We start from the raw sequence: 12,911 nt of genomic DNA on the forward strand, positions 1-12,911 counted from the left end.
CAGCACTTCATATTCTATCGGAAGCCCGCTCATCTGGCGGGCTTTTGTTTTTTGCGACTAAGGGGCTCAATCGCTGCTTCATTTCTTTATAGCCGAAAGTGTAACTTTATGCTCTGGTTAAACGTGTGTTACTTAGAGGGGAGGACATGAAACTGAACAGTCTGGAATCGATATATCAATATTACGTGAAGGACGTTTATCGTTATTTGTACTCCCTCTCCTATGATCACCATACGGCGGAAGACCTGGTACAGGAAACCTTCTATCGCGCTTACCTGTTCCTTGAGGATTGGAAGGAAGAACGAATCAAGCCATGGCTATTTCGGGTTGCCCATAACGCTTATGTGGATTATCAGCGGAAGGCCAGCCGCAGCATCGTGAGGGACGCTGGTTTTTTCGATCAGATGATCGACCGCAATACCCCGGAGAACATCCTACTTCAGCAAGAAGCCCAAAGAGAAATCGGGCAAATGCTGACGGATATTCCAGAGAAGCAGCGGCAGGCGGTTATCTTGGTGGATTTCCATCAATTCTCCTACCAGGAGGCGGCGGATATTATGGGCCTCACCTTATCCCATATCAAAATCACGTTATTTCGGGCCAGGCAGCGGCTGCGGGAAATGAAACGAAAGGAAGGGGCACTATGAGCGAAGAATTTAAACAGCGGCTGAAGGATTACGCAGATGGCAATTTGAGTGACGAGGAAAAAATCGAAGTAGAGCGGGAAATGGAAAAGCTGGAGGAATACCAGGCTTACCTGGATGAAATGATGGATAACACAAGCTCTATTTCTAATAGAGCTTTGCACAAGCGCGCTGACGATCAGACCGGCCTCTCGCCCAAGAAAGAAAAGCGAATCGTGCGCAGGGGCAAATGGAAGGCCCGAATCTCGAATACGCTGACGGTTATTTCTGTGTTTCTGGTTGTATCCATCCTTAGCTCAATTGGTACAGCGTTATTCTACGGTGTCGGCGACCCAAGCCGAAACGATAAATATCGGGATGCCATCGCTTCCGCTATCTCGATATCCCAGCCTAACATCGACGTTCGACTCAACAGTCAGGGCAAAGTCTTCTTCATGCAGGAAGTGTATGGGGATATAGACAAGAAAGTAGGGACAGAACGAGTGACCGTCGGCGAATATACCGTGAACTTCCTGTTCGGGCTGCCGTCCGTCGACATGGACTGGAAAGAAGGCAGCTCGGGAATATCACAGATTTTCTACCGGCCGGATAGCTCTGCGGAGACTTCTTCCGCAAATCAAGAAGAAGATCCCAAGGAACAGTCGAAAGAACAGCACGCTAGCACCTCTTCCGCCAAGAGCGGTGATTGGTCCAGGCTTGAAAAACTCCCAGAGGGTACCGTGGCCGAGGCTTATGTATCGTTTAACCGCTTCTTCTCGACCGACGAGCTGCTGAAGCAGCTCGAGAACCGGGATATGGAGGCTGTCTGGTTTGCCGTCGATACCGGGCCGGATGACCGATTCGGCGGTCATAATGGAGTAATCACCGATCCTGTCGGCTTTCCGTCTTATCCCGTCTGGCATCATGACGATTTGACGATTACCTCCTATAAGGAAGAAAAACGCGGTTGGTTTGGCAAAATCGTGTCCAGCGGCGGACATTACCCTTCAATAGACACCTATGGGGACGGGGAATTGCGGAATGAGCACTTCGTCAAATCGCTGCGGCTGCTGCAAGAGTATGACCTGATTGCCGACCGGGTGGCTCCGTTTGTTGACGTAGATGCTTCGTTAGCTTACGTGGAAAAGAACGGCGTTCGTCTCTATGGTGCTGTCATTACCGGCCCCGTTAAGGAGCTGTTGACCCTGCGTGAGGTATCCTGGGTCCGCGACCTGCGGGTCGGAGAAGTGCGGCTGTGGAATTGGACCGAGTGATGGTCTTTTGGCGAATGCCGTATACTTCAACAGGCTTGCTGACATGAATAATGTCAACAGCCATCCAGGCCTCCCCCGGACTACGCACCGTGCACCACAGGAAGCCATGCTCACGATGTACAAAATCACATAAGGGCAACAGCTATCCCGGACTCCCCTATTTTGAGCCCGGGATTTTTGTTATTCATATAAATGATTCAGGTCATGAATGATCTGCGCTGTCAGCACTTGCCTCATGTGACCATAACTCCATTTGCCGCTTCCTCTCCCGCTCCTCCCGGATTCGGCGGTCCCTCTCCATCGCTTCAGCAATATAGTCTCGCGGCTTCGTTCGAATCCGCGGATCTGGCAGGCTAAACGAGTCGAAAGCAAATCAGTGCAATTCTGGCGTGCGCCTCTGAAATTCACATCATGAATTCATAAGTGTTCGCATCCCGGGGTTCTTATCCATATCCTGCGCTTTGCCAGACCTCCGAGAATCCGGTAAACTGGTAGGACGATAATCGAAATACGAAATGATTGGTGAATTTCATGACATCCATCCCCTTCTATAAACGCCCATACGGCGGAGAGCGTCAGGATATTCCGTTTGCCAAGCTGGCTTCCTTCGAGAACAGCCAGGACCTGATCAGCGATGACGCGCCGGATGCGGCTTTTTTTCGCGGCTTGGAATCCCGGGGACTGCTGCTGAACCGCGCCCAAATCCAAGCTGTACGACATACCCAAGGACCGCTGCTTACGCTTGCAGGCGCCGGCTCCGGGAAGACCTCCGTGCTGGTCAGCCGGACAGGCTACCTCATTGCGGCCAAGAAGATTGATCCGTCTTCCATCCTGCTTGTCACCTTCTCATCCAAGGCGGCAGCCGAGATGAAAGAACGCATCATGGCGCTTCCCGGCTTACGGGCTAGCGAAGCCGCCAAAGTAACGGCCAGAACCTTCCACTCCTTCTTCTTGTACTTGCTGCGAACCCGTGGCTACAAGCAGGAAATCCTGAGCAACTCCAGACATCAGCAATTTATTATGAAGCGCATTCTGCGGGAAATGGGCTTGCAGGATAGCTACGAAGCTGAGACGCTGCTATCGCTCTGGTCTGCCCATCGAATGAGTATGACCGGACTTGACGAGCTGCCTGTCAAAACACCTGCAGAAGTCGAGCAAAGGCAAATTTTTGCCCGTTATGAAGCGTGGAAGGAAGACCATGGCCAGATGGATTTTGATGATATTCTGGTCTTGTCCTATCGTCTGCTGTCCCATGATCTCGGTCTGCTCGCTTCCCTTCAGAGGCGGTACCGTTATGTCATGGTCGACGAGTTCCAGGATACGGGACTGCTGCCTTATGAGCTGCTCAAAAAAATCGTCGCCCCGCACCGCAATTTAATGGTTGTGGGTGACGATGACCAGACCATTTACGGCTTCAACGGGGCACGCAACGAATTCATCCTGGAATTCGACCAGACGTTTCACGGGGCTAAGGTCGTGACGCTCGATATCAATTACCGCTCTCTCTCCTCGATCGTCGGGCTGGGGAACGAAATTATCCGCGTCAATGAACGGCGCCGCCCCAAGCAACTGCGTTCGACCCGCAAGAGCAGCAGCGTGCCGCTGTATCTTCGTCCAGGCGATCCAGACCAAGAAGCGGAGCAACTGCTGACCCATATTACTGAGCAGGTCCGGGAGCACGGAAAGCAGTACCGCGATCATGCGATTCTGTACCGGACCGCGAACAACAGCCGGGCTATCTTTGAACAGCTCGTGATGCGGGAGATTCCGTTCATTCATTACGAGAATGGAGATCTGTTCTACGAACAGTGGATTGTCAAACCGCTCATGGACCATCTGCGGCTGTCGCTGGACCGACGCAATTTCACGGCCATGGAGGGCATGCTCCATACGCTGTACATGAACCGGGACAAAGGTATGGCTTTCATCCGGCAGCAGGATGCTCCGCGTCCCAAGAAGGGCCCTCTATCTCATCTTCTATCCTTTCCTGGCCTCAAGGATTTCCAGATCGAGAATATTAGAGATCGCACAAAGCTCATTAAGGGACTAAAGGCGATGGAGCCCCTTCAGGCCGTACAGGAAATGAGGCGCCAATTCTATGACAAGTTTCTGGAGGCAGACGAGCGGCAGGAGATCACCCTCCATAAGGAATTCATTCAGGAAGGACTGGATGAGTTGGAGGCTTCAGCGAAACGCTTTGGCGATATCGCTGAGTTCGTCGAATTTGTCGATCGGCTGATCATCATTCATAAGGAAATGGCGGCCATGAAACGGGACGAACATGCCGATGCTGTCCGCTTAATGACGATCCATAAATCCAAAGGGCTGGAGTTTCCCTCGGTATGCCTGATCGGGGCAAGCGAGGGCATTCTGCCGCATACGTCCGCTTTGGACGCCGAGCGCAGGGACGATCAGCGTCCGCTGTCGGACAAAGAAGATAAGGCGCTGGATGCGCTGGAAGAAGAGCGCAGATTGGCTTATGTCGCTATCACTAGGGCTCGGGATGAATTGATTGTCAGTTCGCCTGGCTTTTATCGGGGGCGAAAAGCGGAGGTTTCCCGCTTCTTCCGCGATGTGTTCGTTACGGACGAGCAGAGCAAGCAAGGCAACAGCATACCAAGCAAGGGCGGCGGGTCAACGCCGCGATCGACGTTTACGGCAAAGCGTACGGTCCGCATAGAGACCTCAACCTCAGCCAAGCGCTCATCCTTGCCTTCACCTGCTGGGCGGGCAACTGTAAGCACTGCCAGCCAGAGGAGCCAACGCATCGGTTCAGGTTCAGGTTCAGGCTCCGCTCCCAGCTTACAGCATCAGACTGCACCCGCTGCAACGGAGATCGTCGACGTGTGGCTGTGCACCAGCGCTAATTGCAAAGGCTGGCAGCGAGTCAACGCGAGAATCGCCGCTGGCGCACGGGATCGGGAGAGCAAGGCCTGTCCTTTATGCCAGTCGCCCATGAAACAGGGGCGTAAAGAAGTTCCGGTGCATCAGAGGCGCTAGGAACGCCTAATTTCTGGAGTCACCGAAAACAATTACATCGATCATTTTGCAATCATTAATCCATGTGTTTGTAGGCTGCTATCCAATATACAAATAAGGACCGCCCCTTATCGTTCTTCACCGAACGTAACAGGTCGGTCCTTTTTCTCTCCATTGTTTTATTCCTCCGATTTTTCAAATATATATGGAAGCGTATACAGAATAAGCTACAATAGATTTATGAACTCGCCTGATCCTTAAGCGTTGATACATACCAAGGAGGAATGCTGCCATGATTAAAGGAATCGCCCATCTGGCGTTCGATGTCGCCGATATGGAGAAGTCTCTGCATTTTTACTGTGATATTCTTGGTTTCACCCGTGCTTTCGATATTCCTAACGATCAAGGTGAACCCTGGATCGAGTACATTAAGGTGCGTGACGGACAGTTTATCGAATTGTTTTACGGTGGGCAACAGAAACCGGGGCAAGTAGAACGGCCCGTCGGATTCTCCCATCTCTGCCTCGAGGTGGAGCATATCGAGCGCATCGCGGAACATCTCCGCAATCAGGGCGTGAAACTCGACGTCCCGCCGGTCCAAGGAAAAGACTTCAACTGGCAGTGCTGGGCCAGGGACCCGGACGGCAATCGGATCGAATTTATGCAGTTGGATCCCAAATCGCCGCAGATGAACTGTTAAGTATTAACTGGAGGCAGCTAACAGCGCGTCTTGACGCGAAGGCATCCCGGCAGCCGATTCCCTATTATTGCAAGGTCATCCCGTGAGCTTTGGGTTGGCCTTGTTTTTTTTGTCCAGAATGTAGAGACAGGCAGTGCCATTAAACATCTTGCCAACATCTGTTAATCCGGCTACAATATAACCACCGAATTATTCAAATTTGAATAATATGTACATAGTTGAATATGGAAAAGGAGTATTCTTAACATGAATGCACAACAAAGCAACATCAAATTGGTCGTGGCCGGTCTGCTGCTCGGCATCTTCATGGCCGCCATCGATAACACGATTGTAGCCACGGCTTTATCGACGATTATCCGCGATCTCCAGGGCTTTGACCAAGTCGTCTGGGTAACCTCAATCTACATGGTTGCCGTAATGGCCGGCACACCGATCTTCGGCAAGCTGTCCGATATGTACGGGCGGAAACGGTTCTTTATATTCGGGCTGGTTGTCTTCCTGATCGGTTCCGCCCTCTGCGGGATGGCCAACAATATGACAGAGCTTATTATTTACCGGGCGATTCAAGGAATCGGCGGCGGTGCTCTAATGCCGATTGCGTTTACCATCGTGTTTGACCTGTTCCCGCCGGAGAAGCGCGGTAAAATGACGGGTTTGCTCGGTGCCGTATTCGGTACCTCCAGCATTTTGGGACCGCTGCTGGGTGCTTTTATTACCGATAGCGTCGGCTGGGAATGGATATTCTATGTCAACGTTCCAATCGGGATCGTATCCTTTATTTTCATCATGACCTCCTATAAGGAGACCCGTTCCCATGCCAAGCAAAAGATTGACTGGACGGGAGCCGCAACGCTTGTAGGGGCAATCATCTGCCTGATGTTCGGTCTGGAACTGGGCGGGCAAACCTATGCATGGGACTCACCGCAAATTCTAGGCTTGTTCGGGGGATTCATTGCTCTGTTTATTGCGTTTCTGTTCGCAGAGACCCGGGCAGCCGAACCCATTATTTCGTTCCAAATGTTTCGTAAACGCCTGTTTGCTTCGAGCAATATCGTTGCCTTGTTCTATGGAGCAACCTTTATTGTGGCAACCATCTACATCCCGATCTTTGTTAGCGGCGTGTACGGTGGATCAGCAACCAATTCGGGCCTCATTCTGATGCCGATGATGCTCGGGAGCGTATTCGGCAGCCAAGGCGGCGGTATGCTGACGACCCGGACTTCGTTTAGAAACATCATGATTCTGTCCGTCTTGTGCTTTATCACAGGCATTTTCTGCCTGAGCACGATAAGCCCGGATACGCCGCGCTACCTGTTGACGATCTTCATGGTCCTGACCGGCTTTGGCGTCGGTTTCTCGTTCTCCACGCTCAGCATGGCCTCCATCCATAACTTTGATGCCAGACAGCGTGGCGCGGCAACATCGACGAACTCCTTCCTTCGCTCCTTCGGCATGACGGTGGGGATTACGATCTTCGGGATCATCCAGCGCAACGGCCTTAACAGCCGACTTGCTGAAGCCGGAGGAAACGCGCCGGCCGGTGCCGAGTTAAATGCGGATGCCGTTCTTTCACCTGAAGTGATGGGGCAGCTTCCGCCGAACGTGCGTGAACAGATTACGACTTCCTTGGCGGATTCCATTGCGAATACGTTCTTGTGGGCGCTTGTGCCGGCGGTACTGGCTCTCGTGTTTGTGCTCATGATGGGCAACGAGCGGGTGACCGTGCCTGCCAAGGTTAAGGGAGCCTAATGTCATGTCGATGAAGCTGGCCATCCTGGGCTTGCTGCTGGAAGGAGACCATCATCCGTACGAGATCCGGATCAAGATGAAGGATCGCGGCATGGATCAGTATACGAAGCTTCAGATGGGCTCTCTCTATTACGCGGTAGACCGGCTTGCCGAGAGCGGATATATCGAAGCAGTGGAAACCATACAGAGCGATAGCCGCCCGGACAAAACCATCTACCGGATCACGGATGCCGGACGCAAGCTTTTTGAGCAGCTGCTGCTCAAAAAATTCAGGGACATCGAGCCCGTGCATCACCCGCTCTATATTGCGCTGCCGTTCTCGCGACTCGCGGACCCGGCCGTTCTGGCCCCGATCCTGCAGTCCCGTATCCGGGAAACAGAGCATCGGGTGAACCAGACATATCAATTATACGTGGAACACCAACATATCGTCCCCCGCAGCGCCCAGCATCTGATGATCGGGATGTATGAACATGCCAAGACCGACCTGAACTGGCTGAAAAGATTGCACGAAGATCTAATACAGGGAAAGCTCGGTACGATTGGTGAACCTTTGTTTCCTGTGGATGGGCTCGAAGAACAACGATAACTGCAAGAGGAACTCCATCCTGATAAATAACGTAAAAAAGAGCGGGCACTTCCCTCATTCCGGGTTGTGCTCGCTCTTTTTATATGGAAGCGAAATTTAGAACAGGACTTCATCCGGATTGGAGCCAAAACGTTTGTTTTGGTTCAAGCCGTCAATGGCTGCCACATCCTCCGCCGAAAGCTCGAAATCGAAGATGCCCGCATTTTCGCGAATGCGATGCTCTTTAATCGATTTCGGAATGACGATGACACCGTTCTGAATATCCCAGCGCAGAATGACTTGCGCCGTGGTTTTTCCGTATTTCTCCGCGATCTGCGCGAGCACTGGTTGATCAAGATTGCCCTGCATCAACGGACTCCACGCCTCCAGGACGATATTATTCTCGCGTGCATACCCTAGCAGCTCCTTCTGGGAGAGCAGCGGATGCAATTCGACTTGGTCGACAACCGGTACGACACCCGTTTCCTCGATGATATGCTGCAGGTGGCGGATCTGGAAGTTACTGACCCCGATGGAACGCACAAGTCCTTCTTTTTGCAGATGAATCAATGCTTTCCACGTATCGAGGTATTTATCTTTTCCCGGCCAATGCACGAGATACAAATCAACGATATCCAGCCCGAGCTTCTTGCGGCTCGTCTCAAAAGCTTGCAGCGTCTTCTCATACCCCTGGTCATCATTCCACACCTTGGTGGTGATGAACAGCTCGTCCCGCGAAACTCCGGATTCGCGAATGGCTTGCCCTACGCCCTCTTCATTGCCGTAGATGGCAGCTGTATCGATGCTGCGGTACCCTGCAGCGATTGCTGATTTTACGGACTGAATAACCTCTTCGCCTTCTTTGGTCTTCCATACGCCAAGACCCAGCCACGGCATTTTTACGCCGTCATTCAAAGTAGGTCCATCGGTAAAAGTTTGATTGGCCATTCTGAAATCCCTCCTGTTGATGTAATACAGCGGTTGTAAAGTCGCTTTCTCCAGTATATCAAAATCCCAGTATCCCGCTCAACGTTACACCACTTGCCAGGTTCCATTCATTTTTTAACTTCATTTAACCGGGGTTTAAACTTCGTCCGTTACAATGGAATATATCTTATGCGCCATTAACAGCTAAAACAGGAGGATTCACGAACCCATGGAAACCGCTACGCTCATCGTTGCGATCACTGCACTCGCGCTCATGCTCATTCTATTCATCGGAAATATAATCAACAACGGACTCTCCGCCGTCTTCAACTTGAACATCCGTGCCAAAAAGTACGCCGTGGTGCTGTTAATCATTTACGCGGTGTCGATCAGCGGCTTTGTCCTTCTCACCCAGTGGTGATCTGTCTCAAAATAGAAAAAGGGCCGTCCCTGTCAGAGGTATGTCGCCTCCGGGTTCAGCCCTTCATTCCTATCACGCCATATACAAAAGCATGCGCAGCGAGTCTAGTACCTGCGTCTAAAAATACCGAAGCTCAGCAGTCCGCATGACACCAAGAACAAATACGGCCCTGCCGCCGCCCCTCTTATTGTCTGGCCGAAGAAATCTACGGTTTTGGATGACACGTACGTCATCGTCAAAAATATAGCGACCAGCGCAAAAATGTAGGCAATCAGCTTGTTCATCTTCTTCTCGCGGACCACTTTCAAAAATGGATAGATGAAACATACGATGAAAAACACGCCGCCCTGCAAAAAACCATTCTCTGCAGCCACGCCGATATCCAGCCATTTAAAAAAGAAAGAGGCTATCGCTAAACAGGTGGCTATAAAAATAAACTTGCTCCCCAGATCCCACTGCTTGAACCGAAATTTCATTCCCGTACACTCCCCTAGTGTCAATCGCCCGGATGCCGTAACACCCTTAAGACAAACTTAGGGTTCATTATACCGGATTTTTGCGGTGGAGGGTAGATCAACTACAGGTCTGCAGCACTATTCAGCCATACCGTTTTGTTCGCTGCCGGTTGACGTTTCCCCTGCTTAGGTTCCATATCCGGATATCCGATGTATAGGAAACCCAGCATTTTATCTTCAGGCTTCAATCCGAACGCTTGATTCATCAGCGAATGGAAACACGGCTCGCCCGTTCTCCACACTGCACCCAAGCCAAGCTCATGAATTTGCAGGAGCATATTTTGAATAGCGGCAAACACCGCTCCGTACTCTTCAAGTTCAATCACCTTGGGGTCCGTGGACGGTTCGACCGCCACACCGATAACAACCGGAGCCCGGTACGCCTTCGTACGTCCTGACTCGCGTGCTGCAATTACAGCCTCTTCACTCGTATCATCACCACCTGCCGCCTGAATGTCACCAAGTGCGTTGCCGAGCACGTCGCGGCCCTCCCCTTGCATGACAAAGAATTTCCACGGCTCCGTGAGCTTATGGTTCGGCGCCCAGGTTCCCGCTTCTACGATTTGTTCAATCCATTCCTGCGGTACAGCGTCAGGCTTGACCTTGCCAAGGCTGCGGCGCGTGCGGATAGCTTCACTTACGTTCATATCTTATTTCCTCCTGAGCTATATATAGTTGGTTTTATTTTACATACTCCTAATTGAGAGCCTGTCTCAATTATAACAAAAAGCACACCGTATCGCTTCTAAATTGACCAGTTGAAAATTAATGAGCTGTTTTCAGTACTAGAGCTTCATTTTACAATCTAGAATTATTGTAATTTCCCCTCTGTTTTACTAGCATTTGGTACGAAACGTTCACATTTCCCCTTTCACTTTTCATCTAGATTTCCATGCCATTATCTGGGATAATGATGTTTAACTCACACAAGAAGATTAGGAGGATGATTCATGACTGATAAGCGACTCATAACGCCAGAGGATTTGTACCGGATGCACTGGGTGAATGACCCTGTCGTATCTCCAGCTAGTGGAGCCATAGCCTATGTACATAAATCCGTCAGCGAAAAGTACGACGGTTACCGTTCCCATATCCGCCTGCTTCCTGCAGAAGGAGACCAGGATGTTCCCTTCACGTCCGGCGAGGCGGATGCAGCACCCGCTTGGTCCCCTGACGGGTCGGAGCTTGCTTTCTTGCGCAAAAAGGGCGATAAGCCGCAGGTATGGATCATGCCTGCCAACGGCGGGGAAGCAAGGCCGGTTACCGACATGAAGCACGGTGTCAGCACTTTTAAATGGTCCCCGGATAGCGCACGCCTACTTGTTAGAAGCGAGGCGGAAGCAGCCGAATCTACGGAAAGCGAAGAATCAGACAAAGACGACAAAAACAAGCTCCCTGAGGAAAAAATCATTAATCGCATTAAATATAAAGCCGATGGCGCAGGATTGTGGAATGAACGTCGACATCATCTATACCTCGTAAATCCGGCAACGGAAGAATGCAAGCAAATTACAGAAGGAGATTTTGATATACATGCCTTCGCCTGGTCACCGGACGGCACCCGCATCGCATACAGCACCTGCCTTGCCACGGAGCAATTCCCGGATCCGGATTTTCGTTTGACGGGCGATGTGTTTGTCATGGACCTCGATAGCGGATCCGTAACCGAATTGACGGATGGAACCCTCTCGATCGGTTCCATTGCATTCACCCCGGACGGGCAGTATATGCTCATGCTTGCCAGCGACCTCAGCTGCGGTTTTGCCACCCTGACCAAAATCCACCTGGTTCCGCTATCGGGCGGAAAATCCCGCGTGCTCTTCACGGACATGGATATTCAGCTGGGGCACGCCGCGGTCAGCGACATGAGAGCCGGAGCCGGAACGCCTCCGCTGTTCAGTAAGGACGGCCAATCCGTATACATCCAGCTCAGCCAGGATGGCAGTGTTCATATTGGACGTTTTGCTCTGGACGGTTCATCCTATGAGCTGGTCGTATCGGGCGAACGAGAGGTGTACCAATTCGCTCTGACACCGGAGGAGAACGTGGTGTTCGCCGCTGCCGACCCGCTGCAGCCTGGCGATCTGTTCAGCTTCTCTATCGCTAAGAACGAGGAGAAGCGTCTGACAAACTGCAACGAGGAGCTGTGGAACGAGCTTGCGTTAAGCACGCCGGAGTCCTTTACGTTCCGGACGTCGGACGGCTGGCCGATTCAAGGGTGGATCATGAAGCCTGCCGGCTTTACGGAAGGCACCAAGGTCCCAGCCGTGCTTGAGATTCACGGCGGTCCGCAAGCCATGTACGGACATACGTTCATGCATGAGTTCCAGCTGCTTGCTGCAGCCGGCTATGCGGTATTCTACACCAACCCTCGGGGTGGCCACGGGTACGGTCAGGTACACGTTAATACCGTTAGAGGAGATTACGGCGGACGGGATTACCAGGATCTGATGGAAGCCGTGGATTATGTTGTGAATACCTACACTTATATCGACGCTTCCCGTCTTGGCGTGACCGGCGGCAGCTACGGCGGCTTCATGACCAACTGGATCGTCGGTCATACCGACCGGTTCCAGGCTGCGGTAACCCAGCGCTCGATATCGAACTGGATCTCCTTCTACGGCGTCAGCGATATCGGCTACACCTTTACGCAGGATCAGATCTGGGGCAATCCGTGGGACGATCTGGAGAAGCTGTGGAAGCATTCCCCGCTCGCTTACGTGAAGGACGTCCATACGCCGCTTCTCATCCTTCACGGAGAACAGGATCTCCGCTGCCCGATCGAACAGGGAGAACAGCTGTTTATCGCTTTGAAGCGACTCGGCCGGGAAACTCAGTTCATCCGTTTCCCTGGTGCGGATCACAACTTGTCCCGAAGCGGCCATCCGCATCTGCGGGTGAAACGCTTGAGTCATATCGTCCGTTGGTTTGTGGAGCATATTGAAAAATAAAAACAAAAGAAAAACCATCCCTGTGCGAGCTAACGCAATGATCGCTCGCATAAGGATGGTTTTTTGTATTGGTTCCGCCAGACGATGGCCAAAGAGAGTTGTAGTCTGCTGGAGGGCAGCAGATTTGCTGCCCAAAGTCCCATAAAAGGACTTTCTCGATCGGTGAGCGTGACTCTTTGCACTTCTCCAAGTCCCCTGCAAGAA

General features: G+C 51.8%; 11 protein-coding genes. 8 read left to right on the forward strand and 3 right to left on the reverse strand.

What is annotated here, in order from left to right:
- The first annotated feature begins 146 nt into the window (after nt 1-146).
- The 6 genes from AB4124_RS06705 (at nt 147) to AB4124_RS06730 (ending at nt 7,914) form a co-directional block, all read left to right on the forward strand.
- The gene (locus tag AB4124_RS06705) at nt 147-647 is read left to right on the forward strand and encodes a sigma-70 family RNA polymerase sigma factor (RefSeq protein WP_430110630.1); all 501 of its coding nucleotides are present in this window, start codon (nt 147-149) and stop codon (nt 645-647) included.
- Nucleotides 644-1,897 carry an anti sigma factor C-terminal domain-containing protein gene (locus tag AB4124_RS06710; RefSeq protein WP_441971902.1) on the forward strand — a complete coding sequence of 418 codons (1,254 nt, stop codon included), beginning with the start codon at nt 644-646 and terminating at the stop codon, nt 1,895-1,897. The genes AB4124_RS06705 and AB4124_RS06710 overlap by 4 nt, the downstream gene beginning before the upstream one ends.
- A 531-nt stretch (nt 1,898-2,428) precedes the next feature.
- Nucleotides 2,429-4,897 (forward strand): UvrD-helicase domain-containing protein, encoded by a 2,469-nt coding sequence (locus AB4124_RS06715; protein WP_441971904.1) that lies wholly within the window; start codon nt 2,429-2,431, stop codon nt 4,895-4,897.
- A 271-nt stretch (nt 4,898-5,168) separates the two neighbouring features.
- Nucleotides 5,169-5,576, forward strand: a complete 408-nt coding sequence (locus AB4124_RS06720; RefSeq protein WP_441971906.1) for a VOC family protein — start codon at nt 5,169-5,171, stop codon at nt 5,574-5,576.
- Nucleotides 5,577-5,822: 246 nt separating this feature from the next.
- Nucleotides 5,823-7,325 carry an MDR family MFS transporter gene (locus tag AB4124_RS06725; protein WP_441971908.1) on the forward strand — a complete coding sequence of 501 codons (1,503 nt, stop codon included), beginning with the start codon at nt 5,823-5,825 and terminating at the stop codon, nt 7,323-7,325.
- A 4-nt stretch (nt 7,326-7,329) separates the two neighbouring features.
- Nucleotides 7,330-7,914 (forward strand): PadR family transcriptional regulator, encoded by a 585-nt coding sequence (locus AB4124_RS06730; protein WP_441971910.1) that lies wholly within the window; start codon nt 7,330-7,332, stop codon nt 7,912-7,914.
- Nucleotides 7,915-8,010: 96 nt separating this feature from the next.
- Here the strand turns inward: AB4124_RS06730 and AB4124_RS06735 are convergent, their stop codons facing one another.
- Nucleotides 8,011-8,841, reverse strand: coding sequence for an aldo/keto reductase (locus AB4124_RS06735; protein WP_441971912.1), 831 nt, complete (start codon nt 8,839-8,841; stop codon nt 8,011-8,013).
- Between the two features lie 208 nt (nt 8,842-9,049).
- Between AB4124_RS06735 and AB4124_RS06740 the strand changes: the two genes are divergently transcribed.
- Nucleotides 9,050-9,241 carry a hypothetical protein gene (locus AB4124_RS06740; protein WP_339269944.1) on the forward strand — a complete coding sequence of 64 codons (192 nt, stop codon included), beginning with the start codon at nt 9,050-9,052 and terminating at the stop codon, nt 9,239-9,241.
- A 104-nt stretch (nt 9,242-9,345) separates the two neighbouring features.
- On the opposite strand, the gene AB4124_RS06745 is transcribed toward AB4124_RS06740, so the two are convergent.
- A complete protein-coding gene (locus AB4124_RS06745; protein ID WP_213646409.1) occupies nt 9,346-9,717 on the reverse strand; it encodes a hypothetical protein in 372 nt (123 codons plus the stop codon).
- A 101-nt stretch (nt 9,718-9,818) separates the two neighbouring features.
- Nucleotides 9,819-10,403, reverse strand: a complete 585-nt coding sequence (locus AB4124_RS06750) for a nitroreductase family protein (protein ID WP_076322325.1) — start codon at nt 10,401-10,403, stop codon at nt 9,819-9,821.
- Between the two features lie 303 nt (nt 10,404-10,706).
- On the opposite strand from AB4124_RS06750, the gene AB4124_RS06755 reads away from it, so the two are divergent.
- Entirely contained in the window at nt 10,707-12,707 is a 2,001-nt protein-coding gene (locus tag AB4124_RS06755) for a prolyl oligopeptidase family serine peptidase (protein WP_441971915.1), read from the forward strand.
- Nucleotides 12,708-12,911: the final 204 nt, after the last annotated feature.

The organism is Paenibacillus sp. 2KB_20, from assembly GCF_052115765.1.
GTDB lineage: Bacteria > Bacillota > Bacilli > Paenibacillales > Paenibacillaceae > Paenibacillus_AQ.